This window comes from Rhodococcus sp. 105337, assembly GCF_012844225.1.
Taxonomy (GTDB): domain Bacteria; phylum Actinomycetota; class Actinomycetes; order Mycobacteriales; family Mycobacteriaceae; genus Rhodococcus.
This window is the reverse complement of the sequence record NZ_JABAGQ010000003.1, coordinates 234365-256382: the sequence shown is the minus strand read 5'-3', so window position 1 is coordinate 256382 and position 22018 is coordinate 234365. Positions and strand designations below refer to the sequence as shown.

The window sequence follows — 22018 nt, the reverse complement described above, 5'->3', positions numbered from 1 at the left end:
GTTAGTGATGGTCAAGGGCTCCAATGTTGCGTTGAGTGCGACGACACTACGGGTTGAGTTGGCGTGGTCGCGGGTGCTGATCTCCCAGATGTGGACGTGTGCGCGTTCTTGTTTTCGGGTCGGCAAGGTGCGTTCCGGTGACGGTTTCGCGTGCGACCAGGCCCCGCATGAGTCGGGAGCAATAACCACACCGGAGATCCGCACGCCGGAGCGACACCCCGACAGTCGACACCACACGCGTTCCGCTGGACATCGATCGCGTTGTGACCACGGCGTCGGCGGATGGCGGCACCTTCGGGTTGCGGAAAATTTCCGATACCCCAGGGGGTACGATGACGAGACATTCGCGAAAGGAATCGACATGGTCGGCGACGACGAAAGCATCACCCAGGTCCTCAATCGGTTGCGCCGTGCTCAGGGGCAGCTCGCCGGAGTGATCGCGATGATCGAGCAGGGCCGTGACTGCAAGGACGTCGTCACGCAGCTCGCCGCGGTCTCCAAAGCACTCGACCGTGCCGGCTTCAAGATTGTCGCCAGCGGCCTGCGGGAGTGCATGACCGATTCGGGTGACGGAAACAAGGAGCCGATGACCGAGGCGCAACTCGAGAAGCTGTTTCTCGCTCTCGCCTGAGTGCATCGACGACGCTGTCGTCCCGGGCGGGCCGCCGTCCCGAACGGTCCGGTGCGGGCACGCTAGCTTGTAGGCATGACCACCGACCTCCAGAACATCTCGATCCACACCCTCTCGGGTGAGCCCACCAGCCTCGCGGCGTTCGAGGGGCACGCGCTGCTCGTCGTCAACGTCGCGTCCAAGTGCGGACTGACCCCGCAGTACGGCGCACTCGAGCAGCTCGCGAACGACTACGCCGACCGCGGCCTCATCGTGATCGGCGTGCCGTGCAACCAGTTCATGGGACAGGAACCGGGAACGGCCGAGGAGATTCAGGAATTCTGCTCGGCCACCTACGGTGTGACCTTCCCGCTGCTGGAGAAGATCGAGGTCAACGGCGACAGCCGCCATCCGCTGTATGCCGAACTCACCAAGCACGCCGATGCGTCCGGTGAAGCCGGTGACATCCAGTGGAACTTCGAGAAGTTCCTGATCGCCCCGGACGGTACCGTCGTCGATCGTTTCCGTCCCCGCACCGAACCCGACGCCCCCGAGGTCATCGAGGCCATCGAAGCAGTCGTGCCGGCCTGACGATCATGTTCACCGCTCGAGCGCGCGAGGCGCTGTACGACATCATCCGCATGCGCCGCGACGTGCGCGCCGAGTTCAGCGGGGAGGCGATTCGCGAGGACGCGCTGCACCGGGTTCTCGCCGCTGCCCACCACGCACCGAGCGTGGGTAATACGCAGCCGTGGGATTTCGTGGTGGTCCGTGATCCGGAGCGCCTTGACGCTTTCGCCGAGCACGTCGCCGGATGCCGGAAGGCATTCGCCGATTCGCTGCCCGAGGACAAGCGGCGGACCTTCGACCCCATCAAGGTCGAGGGCATCGCCGAATCGCGTACCGGCATCGTCGTCACCTACGACCCGTCGCGCGGCGGGAAGCACATCCTCGGGCGGCATACCGTCGACGAATCCGGCTTGTTCTCAGCGGTTCTCGCCATCCAGAACCTCTGGCTCGCGGCTACGGCGGAGGGCCTGGGCGTCGGGTGGGTCTCGTTCTACGAAGAAGAATTCCTCCGCGACTTCGTCGGAGTCGAGGACCCCGTCCGACCGATCGCCTGGCTGTGCCTCGGTCCCGTGACACGCCTGCAGGAGGTTCCGGACCTCGAGCGGTTCGGCTGGCGACAGGGCCGCCCCCTCGGTGAGGCCGTGCACTTCGAATCCTGGGGGAAGCACGACGAAGGGCTGAACGACGCGAGACTGCCGGAACGTCGCGACGCCGACGTGTGATCGCCCCGCAGTCGTCGTTCGAGCGACGACTCGCGTCGGTCTATCGCCGGCCGGCTTCCTCGAAGGGGCGCGTCACCGTCTGAGGAGTTGCGTGGGCGACTGTTTGTCCCGAGCCGTGCGTTCGCTCGGTACTGTTTGCGGCATGGACGCAGATGTGATCGTGGTGGGGGCGGGCCTTGCGGGACTCGTGGCGACGGGAGAACTCGTCGACGCAGGCCGGAAGGTGATCCTGGTGGACCAGGAGAATGCGAACAACCTCGGGGGACAGGCATTCTGGTCGTTCGGCGGACTGTTCTTCGTCGACAGTCCCGAGCAACGGCGTCTCGGTATCGAGGACTCGTACGAACTGGCCCTCCAGGACTGGATGGGCACGGCGGGCTTCGACCGCGAGGTCGACGACCGCTGGCCACGCCGGTGGGCGCAGGCGTACGTCGAATTCGCGACGGGGGAGAAGCACGCGTGGCTCAAGCAGCGCGGGCTGAAGATCTTCCCGATGGTCAACTGGGCCGAGCGTGGCGGTTACGACGCTGCGGGACACGGCAATTCGGTTCCCCGTTTCCACATCACGTGGGGCACGGGACCGGCTCTCGTCGAGATCTTCGCTCGTAAGGTCCGGGAGGGCGTCGACCGGGGACTGGTCACGCTGAAGCACCGTCACCAGGTCGACGACCTGGTGATCACCGACGGAGCGGTGACAGGGGTGCGAGGCACCGTGCTCGAGCCGACCGACGCGGCTCGCGGTGTCGCTTCGTCGCGGGTGGGAGTCGGCGAATTCGAGTTCGCTGCCGGAGCCGTGATCGTCACTTCCGGCGGTATCGGCGGCAACTTCGAACTCGTGAAGAAGAACTGGCCCCAGCGTCTGGGCGAGCCGCCGAAGCGGATGCTCACCGGTGTTCCCGCGCACGTCGACGGGCGAATGCTCGAGATCACCGAGAACGCCGGTGGCAACATCGTCAACCGCGACCGGATGTGGCACTACACCGAGGGCATCACGAACTTCGACCCCGTGTGGCCGAACCACGGCATCCGGATTCTGCCCGGACCGTCGTCGCTGTGGCTCGACGCCACCGGCACTCGCCTGCCGGTTCCGCTGTTCCCCGGTTTCGACACCCTCGGCACTCTCGAGCACATCGCGCGCACCGGGCACGACCACACCTGGTTCCTCCTGGACCAGAAGATCATCGAGAAGGAGTTCAGTCTCTCCGGATCGGAGCAGAATCCCGACCTCACCGGCCGGGATGTCCGCTTGCTCCTGCAGCGCATCCGGTCGGGTGCGCCCGGACCTGTGGATGCGTTCATGCGGCGTGGCGTCGACTTCGTCGTCCGCGACAACCTCGCCGACCTCGTCGCCGGAATGAACGAGCTGACGCCTGATACGCCGCTCGACTACGAGCGGGTGCGTTCGGTCGTCGAGTCGCGGGACCGGGAGATGACGAACAAGTTCACGAAGGACCTGCAGGTCGTCGCGATGCGTGCGGCCCGCACCTACAAGCCGGATCGCATCGCCCGCATTGCGTCGCCGCACCGGATCCTCGACCCGAAGGCCGGCCCCCTGGTCGCGGTCAAACTGCATCTCCTCACCCGTAAGACGCTGGGAGGCCTCGAAACCGACCTGTCGTCGAGGGTGTTGCGTGCGGACGGCTCGGTGTTCGACGGGCTGTACGCGGCAGGCGAGGTCGCGGGCTTCGGAGGCGGTGGCGTACACGGCTACCGCTCGCTGGAAGGCACGTTCCTCGGCGGATGCATCTTCTCCGGCCGCGCCGCCGGGCGGGCGGCGGCGCGGTAAACCCCCCTCGGCGGCGCCGGGTGCGGATCAGACTTCGACGTCGTCCTCGTACGGCAGTACCCGGAACTCGGTGCCGTCGGGGGCCATGTCGGAGTACCGGCCGTAGAAGATGCCGTTCGCCTGATCGGTGATGATGCCCTGGTGGATCGGCACCGCCACCCGGGGATTCACGGCACGCAGGTAGTCCACGGCTTCCCAGATCTTGAGCCACGGCGCCGCTGCCGGGAGTGCGAGTACGTCCACCTTCTCGGACGGGATGTACAGCGAGTCTCCCGGGTGCATCAGGCGTGCCGGGTTCTCCGCGTCTCCGACGAGGAACGCGGTGTTGTCGATGACCGCAAGGTCGGGGTGGATCACCGCGTGGCGGCCGCCGGTGCCCCGGATCGTCACGTCGCCGACCGTGAACCGGTCGCCGGGCCGCACCGCCGACCAGTCGCCCTCGAGAAGTTCCGCGGACTGCGGATCCGAGAACAGGGCAGCGCCGGGGTTGGCGTCGAGAAGCGCCGGGAGGCGGGCGGGGTCGGCGTGGTCCGGGTGCTGATGGGTGACCAGAATCGCGTCGAGGCCGGTGATCCCCTCGAATCCGTGCGAGAAATTGCCCGGGTCGAAGAGGATCTTCTGCCCGAGGTGTTCCACGAGGATGCAGGAGTGGCCGAAGTGGGTCAGTCGCATGCCTCCGAGTATGCCGTTCGCAGTGTCGGTCGCGAGCCGGATCTCCGGTGCGTGCGCGAGCCCGATGGTACGTTGCGTAGTCAACTAATCGGTGCACATGCACGACGGATCGCCGACCGGCCCGAGGAGCGGACATGACCGAAACCCGAGAGCCCCGCGTTCTGATCGACAAACAGACCCGGCCTGTCTACCGGGCGCAGGTCGCCGTCGCCGGCGCGGTGCGCGAGGCCGTCGCGAAGGCCGGGCTCGAGCGGTCCCTCGTCGAACTCGTCAACATCCGGGTCTCGCAGATCAACGGTTGCGCCTACTGTCTCGACATTCACGTCCGCGAGGCGCTGAAGGCAGGCGTGTCGACGACGCAGCTCGCGGTGTTGTCGGTGTGGCGGGACACCGAGCTGTTCACCGATGTCGAGCGGGCGGCGCTCACCCTCGCCGAATCGGTGACAGTGCTGCCCTCGAGCTACGAGCAGGACCGCGACTACGCGGAGGCCCGAGCGCACCTCACCGACGACCAGCTCTCAGCCGTCGCATGGGTGGCCATCACCATGAACGCGTTCAACCGCATCTCGATCGTCAGCCGCCACGCCCCGCGCTCCGAGTCGGAAGGATCGTGACACGTGCCCGACTACCGGCAATCCCTCGAATTCGGCAGCTTCCTCACACCGTCCGCCGGTGACCCGGCCCGGGTGGTGGATCTCGCTCTCGTGTCCGAACGCGCCGGGCTCGATCTGGTGACGATCCAGGATCACCCCTACCAGTCGCGTTTTCTCGATACCTGGACCTTGCTCAGCTGGATCGCGGCCCGGACGACGACCGTCACCGTCGCGCCGAACGTGGCGAACCTTCCCCTGCGCGGACCGGTGATCCTCGCACGCAGCGCCGCGTCACTGGACCGGCTCAGCGGCGGCCGCGTCGAACTCGGACTCGGCTCGGGTGCGTTCTGGGATGCGGTGGCGGCCAACGGAGGTCCGCGCCGAAGCGCCGGGCAAGCGGTGACGGCGTTGGCCGATGCGATCGCGGTGATCCGGGCGCTGTGGTCCGACGAGAAGGGCGGGGCGAAGGTCGACGGCGAGTATTACTCGCTGTCCGGTGCGAAACGCGGCCCCGCTCCCGCACACGATCTCGGAATCTGGGTCGGCGCCTACGGCACCCGCATGCTCGGACTGACCGGACGGCTCGCCGACGGCTGGCTGCCGAGTTCGTTCGCCGCCGGGTCCGACGTCCTGGGAGAGATGAGCGCGCGGGTCGACGACGCCGCTCGGGAGGCCGGGCGCGAACCCGCGCAGATCCGCCGCCTGTACAACGTCACCGGCACCTTCGCCGATGTTGCCGACGGTTCGTTTCTGCACGGTCCGGCGGAGGTGTGGGCCGAGCAGCTCGCCGAGCTGACTCTGCAGCACGGCACGAGCACGTTCGTTCTCGCGAGCGACGCCTCGACGGACCTCGAACGCTTCGCAGCCGAGGTCGCGCCGCGGGTGCGCGAACTCGTTGCTGCCGAACGCGGCGAATGGGAGTCGGCGATATCGCGATAGCGATGGTGTGCGAGATCGGAAGATCTCGCACACCACCACCGTCGCCCGGGGTCAGCGGGGCGCGAACCTGCGCAGGCGCAGACTGTTGCTGACCACGAACACCGAGCTGAATGCCATTGCCGCACCCGCGATCAGCGGGTTGAGCAGCCCCAGCGCGGCGAGCGGCAGCGCCGCGACGTTGTAGGCGAACGCCCAGAACAAATTGCCCTTGATGGTGCGCAGCGTTGCCCGCGCGAGGCGGATGGCGTCGGGGGCGGCCCGTAGATCGCCTCGAACCAGGGTCAGATCCGACGCCTCGATGGCGACGTCCGTTCCCGTGCCCATCGCCAGCCCGAGGTCGGCCTGGGCCAGCGCTGCCGCGTCGTTGACGCCGTCGCCGACCATTGCGACGACCCTGCCCTCGGACTGGAGACGCTCGATCACCTGAACCTTGTCGGCGGGCATCACTTCCGCGATGACCTCGTCGATGCCGACCTGCTTCGCGACCGCCTCGGCCGCGCCGCGGTTGTCACCCGTGAGCAGCACGGGGCGAAGACCCAGGTCACGGAGTTCGGACACGGCGGCACGGGAACCGTCCTTGACCGTGTCGGACACCACGACGACCGCACGGACCGCACCGTCCCAGGCCACCCAGATCGGCGTCCGGCCTTCGGATTCGGCCGCCTCGGCTTCTCGCCGGAGGCTGGGTGCCGGTGTGAGCGACCATTCGTCGCGCAGCCAGGACAGCCGCCCGGCGAGCACGGCACGTCCGTCGACCACACCGGAAACCCCGCGTCCGCCGTGGTTTTCGAAACTCTCCACACCGGACAGCGGGCGCGTCTGTGCGGCGTGGTCGGCGATCGCCCGCGCGATCGGATGCTCGGATGCGTGTTCGAGCGACCCCGCGAGATGCAGTACTTCGTCGGCGGATTCGTCCGGCGCCACATGAACGGAGGCGACGGTCATCTCGCCCGTGGTGACGGTTCCGGTCTTGTCGAGTACGACGGTGTCGACGCGGCGCGTGGATTCGAGGATCTGCGGGCCCTTGATGAGGATGCCGAGTTGCGCTCCGCGGCCTGTGCCGACGAGCAGCGCTGTGGGAGTCGCGAGACCCAGCGCGCACGGGCACGCGATGATCAGCACCGCGACCGCCGACGTGAAGGCAGCCGAGACGGGATCGTCGGTGAACAACAGCCACGCGGCGAGGGTGAGCAGCGACAGCCCGATCACGATCGGGACGAACACCGCGGAAATCCGGTCGGCGAGGCGCTGGACCTCCGCCTTCCCGTTCTGTGCGTCCTCGACGAGGCGCGCCATCTGGGCGAGTTGGGTGTCGGAGCCGACGCGGGTCGCCCGGACGGTGAGGCGACCGCCGGCGTTGACGGTCGCACCGACCACGGCGTCGCCGGGCGCGACCTCCACGGGCATCGACTCACCGGTCAGCATCGACTCGTCGACGGCCGACGAACCCGATTCGACGACGCCGTCCGTCGCGATCTTCTCGCCGGGACGCACCACGAACACATCGCCGACGGCGAGCTGGTCGACCGGGATGCGGGTTTCGGTGCCGCCACGCAGCACCGCGACGTCTTTGGCTCCCATGTCGAGCAGCGCCCGCAGGGCGGCGCCGGAGCGGCGCTTCGCCCGGGCCTCGAACCAGCGACCCGCGGTGATGAAGGTGGTGACGGCCGCGGCGACCTCCAGGTAGATGTGCTCCTCGCCGCCGCCCGAGGCGAACAACTCGAAGGTCATCTTCATGCCGGGCATACCGGCGTGGGTGAAGAACAGCGCCCACAGCGACCACAGGTATGCAGCGGTGACACCGACGGAGATGAGGGTGTCCATCGTCGCGGCACCGTGCCGCAGGTTGGTCCAGGCCGCGCGGTGGAAGGGCAGGGCGCCCCACACGACGACCGGTGACGCGAGGGTCAGGCACAGCCACTGCCAGTTGTCGAACTGCAGGGCCGGGATCATCGACAGCGCGACCACGGGGACGGTGAGCAGGGCCGACACCGTCAGGCGCTGTTTCCATGGCGCGGCTTCGTCGGGTCCGCTGTCCTCGCCGGCAGCGTGCTGCGTCTGCGGGGGTGCGGGCAGTGCTGCGGTGTAACCGGTGGCTTCGACGGTCGCGACGAGGTCTTCGGGCGTGATGTCGCCGCTGTAGCTGACCTTCGCCTTCTCGGTCGCATAGTTGACCGACGCGGTGACGCCGTCCATCCGGTTGAGCTTCTTCTCGACGCGCGCGGCGCAGGAGGCGCAGGTCATCCCACCGATGGTGAGTTCGACGTCACGCGTCGTGTCGGCGGTCGTCATGTGGATACTCCTTCGATGTCGTTCCTCCTTTATACCCCTAGGGGGTATGTGTCCGCTACTCCCTGGGGGCGGTGGCCGGCGGGGCAGCGGCCGGTTCCGGCTCGAGCGGCCTGAGCCGGTAAACTTCGATGGGTCCGGTGTCCGTTCCCGGGCGCCAGCACTACTACCGAGGAGCAGCACGTGGCGCGTGTCGTCGTCGAAGTCATGCCCAAGGCCGAGATTCTCGACCCTCAGGGTCAGGCCATTGCCGGGGCGTTGTCGCGGCTGGGCTTCGCGGGCGTGACCGACGTCCGCCAGGGAAAGCGATTCGAACTCGAGGTCGACGGCAGCGTCGACGACGCCCAGGTGGAGAAGATCGCCGAAGCGCTCCTCGCCAACACCGTGATCGAGGACTGGGCGGTTCGCCGGATCGACGGTGACGCATGAGCGCACGCATCGGGGTCATCACGTTCCCCGGCACGCTCGACGATATCGACGCAGCCCGGGCGGTGAAGCTTGCCGGCGGCGAGGCCGTGAGCCTGTGGCACGGTGACGCCGACCTCAAGGGTGTCGACGCGGTCGTCGTGCCCGGTGGGTTCTCCTACGGCGACTACCTGCGGTGCGGCGCCATTGCGCGGTTCGCTCCGGTGATGACCAAGGTCGTCGAGGCGGCGCGCGGCGGAATGCCGGTGCTCGGCATCTGCAACGGCTTTCAGGTGCTCGCGGAAGCGGGCTTGCTGCCCGGCGCGCTGACCCGCAACGCAGGTCTGCACTTCGTGTGCCGCGACCAGTGGCTGAAGGTCGAATCGAACTCAACCGCGTGGACGTCGCGCTACGAGCAGGGTGCCGAGATCCTGGTACCGCTCAAGTCCGGCGAGGGCCGTTACCAGGCCTCGCAGGAAGTGCTCGACGAACTCGAGGGCGAAGGCCGTGTCGTGTTCCGCTACGTGGGCGAGAACCCGAACGGATCCCAGCGTGGCATCGCGGGCATCGCGTCGGCGAACGGCCGGATCGTCGGCCTGATGCCGCACCCCGAGCACGCCACCGAGGCGCTCACCGGCCCCAGCGACGACGGGCTCGGCATCTTCTACAGCGCGCTCGACGCGGTGGTCAACGCCTGATCTCCTGACGCACCGAAACCCCCGCCGTCCGATGGACGGCGGGGGTTTTTCGTTGGTCCGTCCATTCTTTGCGGTCGTTTTAACGCCGAAATACCCATCCTCACCTGCGGTGGAAAAGTTTCACTAGACATACGTCTACCCAAAATGTCATGCTCTGCATCACCGGTGGCGGAGGCCGAGTGAGCCAGCTACCGCACATTCCCGAGGAGATTCGTATGCAGTTCCAGGACAAGGTCGTTTTCATCACCGGTGCCGCGTCAGGCATGGGTCTTGCCACCGCGCAGGCATTCGCCGACCAGGGCGCCGTCGTCTACGGCGCGGACATCTCCGCCGACAACCTCGCTCGCGACTTCGCGGCGCTCCCGGGAGCCCACGCCGTTCCCCTCGACATCGCCGACAGTGCCGCCGTGCGCGAAGCCTTCGCCACCGTCGAGCGTGAGCACGGCCGACTCGACGTGCTCGTCAACGCGGCTGGCGTCAACGCGCCCAACAAGGCTGCGCTCGACGCCCTCAACGCCGAGAACTACAAGGGCTTCGAGGCGATGAAGGAAGGCCGGCAGCACAACCCGGAGTTCTACGAAACCATCACCGACGAGGACTTCGACCGCGTCCTGAAGATCAACCTGTACGGCCCCTTCTACACGATGCGTTCCGCTGTTCCGCTGCTCAAGAAGGCAGGCGGCGGCGCGATCATCAACTTCTCCTCGGCCGCCGCGCTGATGTCGGTGGCGATGCCCGCGTACTACCCGGCGTCCAAAGCCGGTGTGCTCGGCCTGACCCGGGAGGCTGCCACCGAACTGGCTCCCTTCAACATCCGCGTCAACTCCCTTGCGCCCGGGGCCGTCGACACGCCGCTGTTCCGCCAGAGCGACGAGGAGTTCTCCGACTTCCTCATCTCGATGCAGCCCATCAAGCGGCCCGCCACCCCCGAGGAGATCGCCAAGACCGTGCTGTTCCTGGCGGGTGCCGAGGGCTCCTACTACACCGGGCAGACGTTCTCGCCGTCCGGCGGATTGGTCATGTGACCCACCGCTGATCCCCGCCGCACCGAGAGAAACAGGACCGACACCATGCCCGCTCTGGACCCCACCGCACTCACCCGGCTCACCGACGAGATCCGCCGTGACATCGACCACGGCGACTACGACGGCGTCAACATCATCGTCGCGCGTCACGGCGACATCGCTGTGCACGAGACCCTCGGTTACGCGGAACGCGCCACGAACGCAGCCCTGCGCCCGGACAGCGTCTTCCGCATCCTCTCGATGTCGAAGGCGTTCACCAACACGCTCGCGTACCGCGCACTCGGCGAAGGCAAGCTCGCGCTGTCGACGCGCGTCGTCGACATCATCCCCGAGTTCTTCGGCACCGACGTCTTCCGCTCGGTGCGCAAGGACCGCATCAACCTCCACCACCTCCTCACACACCGCTCGGGAATGCCCGCCACCCCGAACCCCGGCCTCGGACCGGACCGCTTCGGGGTACTCGCCGACGTGATCGACGCGCTGTGCTCCGTGGACGTCGTCAACGAACCCGGGACCACCCTCAACTACGCGCCGTCGATCAACCACGCCCTCATGGGTGAAATGGTCCGTCGCGCATACGGTTACGACCACTTCCGGGACCTCGCGCGCGATCTCGTCTTCGAGCCGCTCGGGATGACGCGGACGGCGTTCGGCATGCCCGCAGCCTGGCGCGCGGACGCGGTGCCGCTCAAGGCATACGTACCCGACAACGGCTGGCTGTCGCCGGCCGACATCGAAAACCTCAACGACACCATCACCGAGGCCGCGGAGATCCCGTGGGTCGGTGCCGTCAGTACCGCGGAGGACATCTTCGCCTTCGCCGAGATGTTCCGCCGCAAGGGCGAAGTGAACGGACAGCACCTCGTCGCTCCCGTGGTCGTCGACCAGGCCACGACCCTGCAGACCGGCGACATGCCCAACGACCTGTATGCGGGCATCGCCGCGAGTCGCGGATGGGAAACCCCGCCCGGCAACTTCGGGCTCGGATTCTCCTTGTCCGGCACGGGACCCCACGCATCGTTCTTCGGACCCTTCACCTCCCCCCGCACCTTCGGCAACTACGGTGCCGGGTCGTCCCTGTTCTGGGTCGACCCCGAACTCGACATGACGTTCGTATTCCTGTCGGCCGGCTGCATGGACGAAGGCGACAACGTCGCCCGATTCCAGAAGCTCTCCACCATGGCCGCCGCGGCCGCCCTCTGACTCCTCCGGGAAGACCTGACATGACCCTCACGCCTGAAGCTCCCTCCGCTTCCCGGTGCCCTGTCGCGCACGGTTTCGACGCACTGAGCGACGACTACTTCACCGACCCCGCAGCACATTTCGCGAAGTTCCGGGACGAGACGCCCGTGTTCTTCTACCCGTACCTCAACGCGTGGATCGTCAACCGCCGCGAAGACGTCGAGACCGTGCTCGCCGACTGGCAGCGGTTCACCTCCGGCGGCAACAGCGGCACCATCGACGTCCCCGAACAGTTCCGGGCGATCGTGCCGCCGGACCTCATCACGCAGATGCTGGTGGGCTCCGATCCGCCGAGCCACACCGACCACCGGTTCGTCGCGCAGCGCGGGTTCACCAAAGAACGTATGGAGGCGCTGCAGCCCGAGATCGAGGCACGCGCGCACCGCGTCGTCGACGGCTTCGAGGCACGCGGCTCCGGCAACCTCGTGACGGACTACGCGCTCGAACTCACCACGCAGACGATCATGGCGCACATGGGTCTCGGGTACGAGCACGACGCGATGATGCGCCAGCTTCGGGACGACTTCGCGATGATCCTCGCGTCGGCTGCCGAACCGATGGCCGAGCCGATGCGGACGCAGGTGTGGCAGCGCTACATCGATGCCACCCTCGTGCTGCGCCGCATCATCGACGAGCGTCGTGAGAACCCCGGCACCGATCTGATCTCCGATATGGCGATCGTGAACGACAAAGACGGCAACCGGATGCTGTCGGCGGCCCAGATCGCTGTGCATCTCACCGAATTCGCGATGGCCGGCGTCGATTCGACCACCCAGGCGGTCTCGAACGCGGTGCTGTTCCTCGCGCGGAACCCGGAAACCCTCGCCGAGGCGATCGAGGATCCCGCACTCTGGCAGCGAGTGTTCGAGGAGACCGTGCGACGCAGGCCGTCGTCACCGTTCGCTGCGCGCCAGGCGCAGCAGGACATCGAACTGGGCGGCGCGCACATCCGGAAGGGCGACATGGTGTGGCTGGCGCTGGCCAGCGCCAACACCGACCCGGCGCGGTGCCCGCACCCGTTCGAGTTCGACATCCACCGCCCCGAACCCGAGAACCACCTCGCGTTCACCCAGGGCCGGCACACCTGCCTCGGCCAGGCACTCGCCCGGGTTCAGGGCGCGACGGCACTGCAGGTGCTCTTCGAACGGCTCCCGTCGTTGCGTCCCGCGGCGGAGGTTCCCCTCGACTTCCTGCCGATCGCGCTGCTTCCGGTGCGCCGGACCCTGCCGGTGACCTGGGATGTCGCCGACATCGAGCGAGCGAAAACCAAGACCGCCCGGCACATGGAACTCACGGTGCTCGAGCGCCGCGACGAATCCGACGGGGTGGTGTCGCTGACCCTCGGCCACCCCGACGGCGGCGCGCTGCCCACGTGGAAGCCGGGCGCGCACATCGAAGTTCGGCTCGGCGACGGCGACGACGCCCTGCTGCGGCAGTATTCGCTGTCGTCGTCTCCGCAGGACAGCACACGCTGGCGGATCGGTGTGCTCCGCGAACCGGATTCGCGCGGTGGATCGCAGTACGTACACGACCGGTTGCGGGACGGCGCGACCGTCACGGTCGGCTTCCCCCGCAACAACTTCCGTCTCCGCCCGGCTGCGCGGTACGTCTTCGTGGCCGGGGGGATCGGCATCACCCCGATCCTGCCGATGATCGCGCAGGCCGAGGCCGACGGTGCCCGCTGGGAACTGCTCTACGGCGGCCGCACTCGCGCGTCGATGGCCTTCCTCTCCGAACTCGAGCGGTTCGGCGACAAGATCACCGTGTGCCCGCAGGACGAGACCGGTCTGCTGGATCTGCGTACGTTGCTCGCCGAGCCCACCGAGGACACGCTGATCTACTGCTGCGGTCCCGAACCGCTCCTGCAGGCGATCGAAGCCGCGAGCGCGCACTGGCCGGTCGGGTCGCTGGTGACGGAACGCTTCGCCGCGAAGAAGATCGTGCGCACCGAACCGGACGTGGCGTTCGACGTCGACTTCGCCCGATCCGGGATCACCGCCACGGTGCCCGCCGGGAAAACGGTGCTGGACGTGGCGGAGGAGAACGGTATCGAGGCGTTGTCGTCGTGCAAGGAAGGGACGTGTGGCACCTGCGAGGTCCGGATTCTCGCGGGACGCGCCGACCATCGGGATTCGATCCTCACCCCCGGTGAGCAGGAGCGGAACGAGACGATGATGATGTGTGTCTCGCGCGCGGAGAAGGGGTGCTCGAGGCTGGTGCTCGACGCCTGACCGTGCGAAAACTCGATCGGATTCCGGCGGCGGGACCGGTAGGGTTTCGTGCGACGAGAGGCGGGAGGGCGAGTGGCACCGAGAACGGCGGTCGTGCCGAAGATGACGCGGGTCGAGCAGAAACGCGCGACGCGTGAAGCACTCATCGAATCGGCGCGGGCACTGTTCGTCGAATCGGGATACACCTCCACCACGGCCGAGGCGATCGCCAAGGCCGCGGGGGTGTCCCGCGCGACGTTCTACCTGCACTTCCGGTCCAAGGCGGAGATCGTGCAGTGGCACATGTCGGCGCTCGAACAGCCGATCCGGGACGACTACCGGCGCCTCGACGCGTTCGAGGACCCGTCGCTCGGCGACGTCACGGACTGGCTGAACGAGCACGCGCTGTTCTGGCGGGCGCACCGGGCCGAGTTCGCGAGCATGGAGCAGGCGCTCTCGCACGAGCCTCTCGTGTCCGACGAGTGGTTCGCCATGTTGCGCCGTGTCGCGTCGGGTATGGACAACCTGCTGGGGCGGCAGTCGGACGACGACGCCCGGTTGCGGGCACGCCTCCACGTGACGTCCATGCTGATGTCGACCGACCGCAACTTCCACTTCGCGCTGGTGCAGGGGCACGACGAGAATTTCGAACGGCTTGTCTCCGTGCTCGCGGAGCAGTGGTTGTTCTGCCTGCACCGCACAGGCTGACGACATACGGAACGAGGGATCTCGCGCGCCGTCCCGATCGGCTGCGAGATCCCTCGTCCGTGAAACCCGGAGCTCAACCCCCCGATCGGGTCCCGGGCCGGCGCCCCCGTTTCGTTCGATGGAGGCACCGACCACCAGTGTGCCCGGCTCGCCCCGGTTTGTCCTGACAACTCGTCGCCGATTTTCCCCAAAGCGGCTTCGACGCCGTCATCCGAGCTCCCGGCGGGGTCTCTCGCGTCAGGGGTATCCGGTCGGAGGATCCGGAAGTGCGAGGATGCAGACATGCCTTCGATGACGCAAGCGGATGCCCCGGGACTGTGCAACTTCGTCGACATGTCGCCGTCGCCGTTCCACGTGTGCGCGACCGTCGCGGCCGCGCTGAACGACGCGGGCTTCACCGAACTCGACGAGTCGCAGCGTTGGCCGAGTGAGCCGGGACGGTACTTCCTGGTCCGCGGCGGATCGCTCGTCGCGTGGAGCACCGAAGGCGACGACACCGATCCGGCGCGGCCCTTCCGCATCGTCGGTGGACATACCGACAGCCCCAACCTGCGGGTGAAACAGCATCCCGACCTCGCGTCCGCCGGATGGCGGCTCGTCGGACTCGAACCGTACGGCGGAGCCTGGCTCAATTCCTGGCTCGACCGCGACCTCGGTGTGTCCGGGCGGCTGACGGTGCGCTCGGGATCCGGTTCCACCGACGTGCTCGTGCGCGTCGACCTTCCCGTACTGCGCGTTCCGCAGCTGGCGATCCATCTGTCCGAAGACCGCAAAGGCGTGCAACTGGACCCGCAGCGGCATCTCAACGGTGTGTGGGGCATCGGCAGCGAACCCCGCTCGTTCCTGGCGTACGTCGCCGGGCAGGCCGGGGTCGACGCCCGGGACGTGCTCGGATGGGAACTGATGACCCACGACTTGGCGCCGAGTTCCCTGGTCGGCGCCGACGGCGAACTGGTCAGCGCACCGCGCCTGGACAACCAGGTCACCTGCTACACCGGGCTGCAGGCAATGCTGCACGCCGCCGATCACGTGGCGGCGCACGCCGGCCCGGTGCCGCTGCTCGCCCTGTTCGACCACGAAGAGGTCGGCAGTATGTCCGACCGGGGTGCGTTCTCCGATCTGCTCACCACGGTCCTCGAACGCATCGCGCTGGTGCGCGGCGGCGGCCGCGAGGATTACCTCCGGGCCCTGGCGGGGTCGGTCGTCGCGTCGGGGGACATGGCCCACGCGACCCATCCCAACTACGCGGAGCGTCATGAACCCGCCCACCGGATCCTGGTCGGCGGCGGCCCGGTGCTCAAGGTCAACCAGAACCTCCGCTACGCGACCGACGCCGCCGGGGCGGCAGCGTTCGCGCTCGCCTGTGAGCAGGCCGGCGTGCCGTTGCAGCGATACGTGCACCGGGCCGATCTGCCGTGTGGCTCGACGATCGGTCCGATCACGGCATCGCGCACGGGACTGACCACCGTCGATGTGGGGGCGCCCCAGCTCGCGATGCACTCGGCCCGCGAACTCATGGGAGCCGCCGACGTCGCGAGCTACGCCGATGCTCTCGCTGCGTTCCTGACGCCCGCGATCTGAGCCGGATCTCCGAGACCGGCGGTTCCCGAGACCGCTGCGCACTCCGGTGACAGACTGAGGTGGTCCTGTCCGGCCCGCAATGAACGGGAGTGTTGGCGTGAGCAGCCCGTCCTATCCCGATCACCTGCTGACCCTCGACGAGTGGGTTGCGCTCCCGGACCACGAGAACCATCACGTCGAGGTGTGCGAGGGCGTTCTCGTCGTCGCACCGGCACCGGGCGCCGCACACGATCACGCCGAGATGGTCCTTGCGATGCAACTGGACCGCCAGTTGCCCGACGACCTGTGCGTGCTCGGCGGCGTCGAGGTGCTGGTGTCGGAGAACCCGCTGACGGTGCGGGTGCCCGATGTGATCGTCGTGGACCGGACGCTCGTCGACGCCGACCCCGATCGCGCTCCGATCACCGAGGTGCGGCTCGTGGCGGAGATCACCGTGCCGGGCACCGCCCGCACCGACCGGGTCACCAAGTTCTCCGAATACGCCGAGGCAGGCGTGCCGCAGTACTGGATCATCGATCTCGACGGACCGCCGGTGGTCGCGGTGTTCACCCTCGAGGACGGCTGGTACCGCTACGACGGCGAGCACACCGGCACGACCGTCCTGAAAGCGGTGGGTCATGACGTCACCCTCGAGCTTCCCGGCCTTGCCCCCGCACCGGTGACGCCTGCCGAGCCCTCGCCCCGATAGACTGGCTCCCGGCAGTGCCCGCCCGGCCTGCTGTTTTCGATCCCAGAGTGAAGGGACCCGACGCCCAGTGTCACCGCACGTGGATACCGTCACCCACGCCGCCGAATCTCCTGATGTCGCTCAGCCCTTCCGGGAGCTGGGACTCAAGGACGACGAGTACGCGCGCATCAAGGAAATCCTGGGGCGCCGCCCCACGGACGCCGAACTCGCCATGTACTCGATCATGTGGTCCGAGCACTGCTCGTACAAATCGTCCAAGGTGCACCTGAAGTACTTCGGCGAGACCACCACCGACGAGATGCGTGCCTCGATGCTCGCGGGCATCGGCGAGAACGCCGGCGTCGTCGACATCGGCGACGGCTGGGCCGTCACCTTCAAGGTCGAATCCCACAACCACCCGTCCTACGTCGAGCCCTATCAGGGCGCCGCGACCGGTGTCGGCGGCATCGTCCGCGACATCATGGCGATGGGAGCCCGGCCGATCGCGGTCATGGACCAGCTCCGCTTCGGCGATCCCAGCCACCCCGACACCCGGCGCGTCGTCGACGGTGTCGTGCGCGGTGTCGGCGGATACGGCAATTCGCTGGGTCTGCCCAATGTCGGCGGCGAGACCGTGTTCGACGCCTCGTACCAGGGCAACCCGCTCGTCAACGCGCTGTGCGCGGGCGCGATGCGCGTCGAAGACCTCCACCTGGCGTTCGCGTCCGGAACCGGCAACAAGATCATTCTGTTCGGAGCCCGCACCGGCCTCGACGGCATCGGCGGCGTCTCGGTTCTCGCGTCCGAGACCTTCGACGACAGCGCGGGCGGCCGGCCCAAGAAGCTGCCGAGCGTGCAGGTCGGCGACCCGTTCACCGAGAAGGTGCTCATCGAGTGCTGCCTCGACCTGTACCGGGAGAAGCTCGTCGTCGGCATCCAGGATCTCGGCGGTGCCGGACTGTCCTGCGCGACATCCGAACTCGCCGCGGCCGGTGACGGGGGAATGCACATCTCCCTCGAGCGCGTCCCGATGCGCGCGACCGGCATGACCCCGGCCGAGGTGCTCTCGTCCGAGTCGCAGGAACGCATGTGTGCGGTGGTCGCTCCCGAGAACGTCGACGCCTTCATGGCGGTCTGCAAGAAGTGGGACGTGCTCGCGACCGTGATCGGCGAGGTCACCGACGGAGATCGCCTCGTCATCGACTGGCACGGTGAAACCGTGGTCGACGTGCCCCCGCGCACCGTCGCCCACGAGGGCCCGGTCTACGAGCGTCCCGTGCAGCGCCCCGAAGGCCAGGACGAGCTGGTGGCGAACACCACCGCCGGGCTGAAGCGTCCGGAGACGGCCGCCGAACTCGAGGCCACGCTGCGCAAGATGCTCGCATCACCCGCGCTGTGCAGCCGCAAGTGGATCACCGAGCAGTACGACCGCTACGTGCGTGGCAACACCGTGCTCGCCGAGAACGCCGACGCCGGTGTCATCCGGATCGACGAGGAGACCGGCCGCGGCATCGCGCTGGCCACCGACGCGTCGGGCCGCTACACCCAGCTCGATCCGTACACGGGCGCGCAACTCGCACTCGCCGAGGCATACCGCAACGTCGCCACCACCGGTGCGACCCCGAAGGCCGTGTCGAACTGCCTCAACTTCGGTTCGCCGGAGGACCCCGCCGTGATGTGGCAGTTCCAGCAGGCCGTGCGCGGTCTCGCCGACGGCTGCGCGCAACTCGGAATCCCCGTCACCGGCGGCAACGTCAGCTTCTACAACCAGACGGGCTCGACGCCCATCCTGCCCACGCCGGTCGTGGCTGTGCTCGGCGTGATCGACGACGTGCATCGCCGCATTCCCACCGGGCTCGGTCTCGAACCCGGGGAGACGCTGATCCTGCTGGGGGAGACCCGCGACGAGTTCGACGGGTCCATCTGGGCGCAGGTCGAGCACGACCATCTCGGCGGCGTGCCCCCGAAGGTCGATCTCGAACGGGAGCGGTTGCTGTCGGAGATCCTGCTCGCCGGTTCGCGTGACGGACTGATCTCGGCTGCCCACGACCTGTCCGAGGGCGGTCTCGCGCAGGCCGTCGTCGAGGCGGCGCTCGCAGGCGAGACCGGTTGCCGGATCCTGCTGCCCGAGGGCGCAGACCCGTTCGTCACGCTGTTCTCCGAATCCGCCGGACGGGTGCTCGTCGCAGTGCCTCGCACGGAGGAATCCCGGTTCACCGGGATGTGCACCGCGCGCAACATGCCGTGGGTGCGTATCGGTGTCGTCGACGAGGGCTCCGACTCCATCGAGGTCCAAGATCAGTTCTCGATTCCGATGGACGAACTTCGCGAGGTGTGGGAAGGCACCCTCCCGGCTCTGTTCGGGTAGCCGTGCCGGCGAGCCAGGTCGATCGCCTGGCGGCGATCGCGGCCCGACGGGGCCGAATCGTCGCGGCGGTCAGCGACTTCGGTGACCGCTATCCTCTGCCCGCGCGGGTGTGGGGACGGTTGAGCCTGGACTTCACCGGCATCGCCTTCGCTTCACTGTTCTTCTGCTGGTCGTTGACGCCGTCGCTGCTGCCCCGGGACTGGTTGTTCCAGGGCATCGTCGGCGGCATCAACGCCGCCATCGGCTACGGCGTCGGGTGCGCGGTCGGGTGGGCCGTCCACCGCTTCCTGCTGTCCGGCAGGCGGTGGTGGCCGCCGCCGCTGCCCGTGGTCCGGGCGTTCAAGGTCGCGATACCGGTCGCGGGAGTCGTCGCGGCTCTCGTCGCACTCGTTCTCGCCGCCGACGACCAGCGTCAGCTCGCCGCGCTCATGGGGTCGGAACGGACCACCACCAGCGGATATCTGCGCACCATCCTGCTCAGCCTCGGAGTCTCCGCCGGTCTGATCGGGCTCTGGCGCGCCCTGCACGACATCGGCCGCTGGGTAGCCGGGCAACTGATCCGCCGTGCCCGCGTACCGCTCGGGCTGGCCCGGACTCTCGGTGTGCTCGTCGTCGTGCTCGCCACGTTCATGCTCATCGACGGAGTATTGCTGCGCGGCGCATACTTTTTCACCAATCAAGCGTTCAGTCTGCACGACGATACGACCCGTGAGGGAACTCTCCAGCCGGCCGAGCCCACGAAGTCGGGCAGCCCCGATTCGCATGCACCCTGGGAATCGCTCGGGTTCCAGGGCAGAGATTTCGTCTCGCGCGGCCTCGACGCCGGCGAGCTGAGCGCCATCAGCGGCGTCCCCGCGCAGGACCCGATCCGGGTGTACGTCGGGCTCGACTCCGCCGACACCCCCGAAGAGCGTGCGGATCTCGTTGTCGCCGAACTCGAACGAACCGGCGCGTTCGACCGGTCGGTGCTCGCGTTGATCCCGACCACCGGCACCGGGTGGGTCAATCCGACAGCTGCGCAGGCGATGGAACTCGTCCACAACGGCGACCTCGCGATGGTGGCATGGCAATACTCGTACCTACCGAGCTGGATCTCGTTCCTCGCCGACCGCGAGAAGGCCGCCGCGGCAGGGGAGATGCTCATCGACCGAGTACGAGAGCGCTGGACGCAGCTGCCGGAGGACACCCGCCCGAAGCTGTACATCTACGGCGAGAGCCTCGGCACCCAGTCCGGGGAGGGAGCGTTCGACAGCATCGGCGAGATCCGCTCGAGTGTCGACGGGGTCCTGTGGGTCGGTCCGCCGAACTCGAACCGATTGTGGCGGCAGATCGTCGAGCGGCGAGATCCCGGCACACCCGAGGTGTTGCCGGTGTACGCGGACGGACTCGTCGTGCGATTCGCCGGCGGAAGCGACTCCGTTCCCGAACCCGACGCGGCGTGGCTGGCGCCGCGCGTGCTCTACATCCAGCACACCTCCGATCCGGTGGTGTGGTGGTCTCCCGACCTGATATTCAGCCGACCCGACTGGCTCGCGGAACCACCGGGACACGACCGGCTGCCGCAGATGCGGTGGTTCCCGTTCGTGACGTTCTGGCAGGTGTCCGCCGACCTGACGAACGCGGCCGGGGTGCCGGACGGGCACGGCCACAACTACGGCACTGCGGTGCTCGACGGCTGGCTGGCGATTGCGCGACCCGACGGATGGACCGCCGACGACACCGAACGAGCCCGCACCGCACTCGAGCAGTTGCGGGGCGTGCAGGGGCCGGAGAAATGACGCCGGGGTCATGGCGAGGGGTGGTCGCGTCCGCCGCGACGCTCGCGCTCGGTGCGGCCCTGCCCGCAGTCCGGTCGGGCCCTCGGGGTCGAGGGTTGCTCGCCGCCGCGGCGGGAGTGAGCGCGGTCCTGGCGACTCGTGCGTCCGGAGTGTCTGTATCCGCGCTCGGATTCGATCCCGCCCGCACCCGGGACGGTGTGCGGTGGGGTGGTGGCGCGGCGACGGCGGTCGCGGCGGGGTACGTCGTCGCGGTAACGGTGCCCGGACTGCGCGCGCACTTCGTCGACGAGGGTCGCGCATACCGTCCGGACTTCTACGAGTGGATCGGGCTGCACATTCCGGTCGGCACGGTGGTCGCGGAGGAGTTGCTGTTCCGCAGCGCCTTGACGGCCCTGGTCGGTCCTGTCCCACAGGCACTCGTCTTCGGCCTCTGGCACATCCGCCCGGCCAGGATCGAGGGCGACAGCGTTGCCGGCACGGTGCTCGTCACCGGGCTGTCGGGTCTGGTGTTCGCGTGGTTGCGTGTACGCAGCGGCAGCATCCTGGCTCCTGCGCTCGCGCATCTGGCCGTCAATGTGGGTGGGGCCGTCGCAGTCCGGGTGGCGACGGGCCGGGCAGCGAAAGGCACACACGTGCGCCGGGATTAGGCTCCGGAAACATGGCACCACGTAGAACTGTCGATCCCGCCGAGCTGAGAGCCGCACTCGGCCGCGTCGAGCCGTGGGTCTCGGGACGCAGCGACGACAGGCCGGCCCGCGCCGACCTGGCGGCCGCGGTGCGGCTCAGCGCACGAACCCTCGAACAGATCGCACCCGGCTCCAGCGTCGAGGTGCGGGTGCCGCCGTTCGTCGCGGTGCAATGCGTCGAAGGCCCCCGGCACACGCGAGGGACGCCTCCCAACGTCGTCGAGACCGACGCACTCACCTGGTTACGTCTGGCGGTGGGCCGGCTCACGTTCGACGAGGCGGTCGCCGTAGGGTCGATCGACGCCTCGGGAAGCCGGGCCGGCGAGATCGCGCACTGGCTTCCGCTGCTCCGCTTGTGATGCCCGAATTGCGCGGTCCGCACCGCCCGAGCGGGGACGACGGTCGGAGTCCCGGCCCGTGGCCCGTAGAATGAAACCGCCCCGCCCTTGTCCAGCCTCAGGGAGCACCT

20 protein-coding genes are annotated in these 22018 nt (G+C 68.1%); 18 read left to right on the top strand and 2 right to left on the bottom strand.

The window, feature by feature from the left end; all coding sequences use genetic code 11:
- Positions 1 to 361 precede the first annotated feature (361 nt).
- The 4 genes from HF886_RS07630 (at position 362) to HF886_RS07615 (ending at position 3688) form a co-directional block, all read left to right on the top strand.
- Complete coding sequence (locus HF886_RS07630; RefSeq protein ID WP_169621305.1) at positions 362 to 631, top strand: metal-sensitive transcriptional regulator; 270 nt, start codon at positions 362 to 364, stop codon at positions 629 to 631.
- Between the two features lie 75 nt (positions 632 to 706).
- Entirely contained in the window at positions 707 to 1201 is a 495-nt protein-coding gene (locus tag HF886_RS07625; protein WP_169651965.1) for a glutathione peroxidase, read from the top strand.
- Positions 1202 to 1206: 5 nt separating this feature from the next.
- On the top strand, positions 1207 to 1902 hold the full coding sequence (bluB, locus tag HF886_RS07620; protein ID WP_169651964.1) for a 5,6-dimethylbenzimidazole synthase: 696 nt from the start codon (positions 1207 to 1209) through the stop codon (positions 1900 to 1902).
- A gap of 142 nt (positions 1903 to 2044) precedes the next feature.
- Positions 2045 to 3688, top strand: a complete 1644-nt coding sequence (locus tag HF886_RS07615; RefSeq protein WP_169621301.1) for an FAD-binding dehydrogenase — start codon at positions 2045 to 2047, stop codon at positions 3686 to 3688.
- A gap of 27 nt (positions 3689 to 3715) precedes the next feature.
- On the opposite strand, the gene HF886_RS07610 is transcribed toward HF886_RS07615, so the two are convergent.
- Positions 3716 to 4360 (bottom strand): MBL fold metallo-hydrolase, encoded by a 645-nt coding sequence (locus HF886_RS07610; protein ID WP_169652045.1) that lies wholly within the window; start codon positions 4358 to 4360, stop codon positions 3716 to 3718.
- Positions 4361 to 4494: 134 nt separating this feature from the next.
- Here HF886_RS07610 and HF886_RS07605 point away from each other — a divergent pair, with 134 nt between their 5' ends.
- Both HF886_RS07605 and HF886_RS07600 read left to right on the top strand, forming a co-directional pair.
- A complete protein-coding gene (locus HF886_RS07605) occupies positions 4495 to 4974 on the top strand; it encodes a carboxymuconolactone decarboxylase family protein (protein ID WP_169621300.1) in 480 nt (159 codons plus the stop codon).
- Between the two features lie 3 nt (positions 4975 to 4977).
- Entirely contained in the window at positions 4978 to 5892 is a 915-nt protein-coding gene (locus HF886_RS07600; RefSeq protein WP_169651963.1) for an LLM class flavin-dependent oxidoreductase, read from the top strand.
- 51 nt (positions 5893 to 5943) lie between these two features.
- On the opposite strand, the gene HF886_RS07595 is transcribed toward HF886_RS07600, so the two are convergent.
- Positions 5944 to 8184, bottom strand: coding sequence for a heavy metal translocating P-type ATPase (locus HF886_RS07595; RefSeq protein WP_169651962.1), 2241 nt, complete (start codon positions 8182 to 8184; stop codon positions 5944 to 5946).
- A gap of 180 nt (positions 8185 to 8364) precedes the next feature.
- Between HF886_RS07595 and purS the strand changes: the two genes are divergently transcribed.
- From purS to HF886_RS07535, 12 genes are all read left to right on the top strand, one after another.
- A complete protein-coding gene (gene purS / locus HF886_RS07590; protein WP_072701971.1) occupies positions 8365 to 8610 on the top strand; it encodes a phosphoribosylformylglycinamidine synthase subunit PurS in 246 nt (81 codons plus the stop codon).
- The gene (purQ, locus tag HF886_RS07585) at positions 8607 to 9284 is read left to right on the top strand and encodes a phosphoribosylformylglycinamidine synthase subunit PurQ (protein ID WP_169621297.1); all 678 of its coding nucleotides are present in this window, start codon (positions 8607 to 8609) and stop codon (positions 9282 to 9284) included. Before purS ends, purQ begins: the two co-directional genes overlap by 4 nt.
- Positions 9285 to 9463: 179 nt before the next feature.
- Positions 9464 to 10309 carry an SDR family oxidoreductase gene (locus HF886_RS07580; RefSeq protein ID WP_296551446.1) on the top strand — a complete coding sequence of 282 codons (846 nt, stop codon included), beginning with the start codon at positions 9464 to 9466 and terminating at the stop codon, positions 10307 to 10309.
- Between the two features lie 45 nt (positions 10310 to 10354).
- Complete coding sequence (locus HF886_RS07575; protein WP_169651961.1) at positions 10355 to 11512, top strand: serine hydrolase domain-containing protein; 1158 nt, start codon at positions 10355 to 10357, stop codon at positions 11510 to 11512.
- Between the two features lie 20 nt (positions 11513 to 11532).
- Positions 11533 to 13782: a cytochrome P450 gene (locus HF886_RS07570; protein ID WP_169651960.1), complete on the top strand. Its 2250-nt coding sequence runs from the start codon at positions 11533 to 11535 to the stop codon at positions 13780 to 13782.
- Between the two features lie 72 nt (positions 13783 to 13854).
- On the top strand, positions 13855 to 14469 hold the full coding sequence (locus HF886_RS07565; protein WP_206036968.1) for a TetR/AcrR family transcriptional regulator: 615 nt from the start codon (positions 13855 to 13857) through the stop codon (positions 14467 to 14469).
- A gap of 282 nt (positions 14470 to 14751) precedes the next feature.
- Positions 14752 to 16050 (top strand): M18 family aminopeptidase, encoded by a 1299-nt coding sequence (locus HF886_RS07560; RefSeq protein ID WP_169651959.1) that lies wholly within the window; start codon positions 14752 to 14754, stop codon positions 16048 to 16050.
- Positions 16051 to 16147: 97 nt separating this feature from the next.
- The gene (locus HF886_RS07555) at positions 16148 to 16738 is read left to right on the top strand and encodes a Uma2 family endonuclease (RefSeq protein WP_169621293.1); all 591 of its coding nucleotides are present in this window, start codon (positions 16148 to 16150) and stop codon (positions 16736 to 16738) included.
- Positions 16739 to 16805: 67 nt separating this feature from the next.
- Entirely contained in the window at positions 16806 to 19085 is a 2280-nt protein-coding gene (gene purL / locus HF886_RS07550; RefSeq protein WP_169651958.1) for a phosphoribosylformylglycinamidine synthase subunit PurL, read from the top strand.
- A 2-nt stretch (positions 19086 to 19087) separates the two neighbouring features.
- Positions 19088 to 20863, top strand: coding sequence for an alpha/beta hydrolase (locus HF886_RS07545; RefSeq protein WP_169651957.1), 1776 nt, complete (start codon positions 19088 to 19090; stop codon positions 20861 to 20863).
- Complete coding sequence (locus tag HF886_RS07540) at positions 20860 to 21510, top strand: CPBP family intramembrane glutamic endopeptidase (protein ID WP_169651956.1); 651 nt, start codon at positions 20860 to 20862, stop codon at positions 21508 to 21510. The genes HF886_RS07545 and HF886_RS07540 overlap by 4 nt, the downstream gene beginning before the upstream one ends.
- 11 nt (positions 21511 to 21521) lie before the next feature.
- On the top strand, positions 21522 to 21908 hold the full coding sequence (locus HF886_RS07535; RefSeq protein ID WP_169651955.1) for a sterol carrier family protein: 387 nt from the start codon (positions 21522 to 21524) through the stop codon (positions 21906 to 21908).
- Positions 21909 to 22018 lie beyond the last annotated feature (110 nt).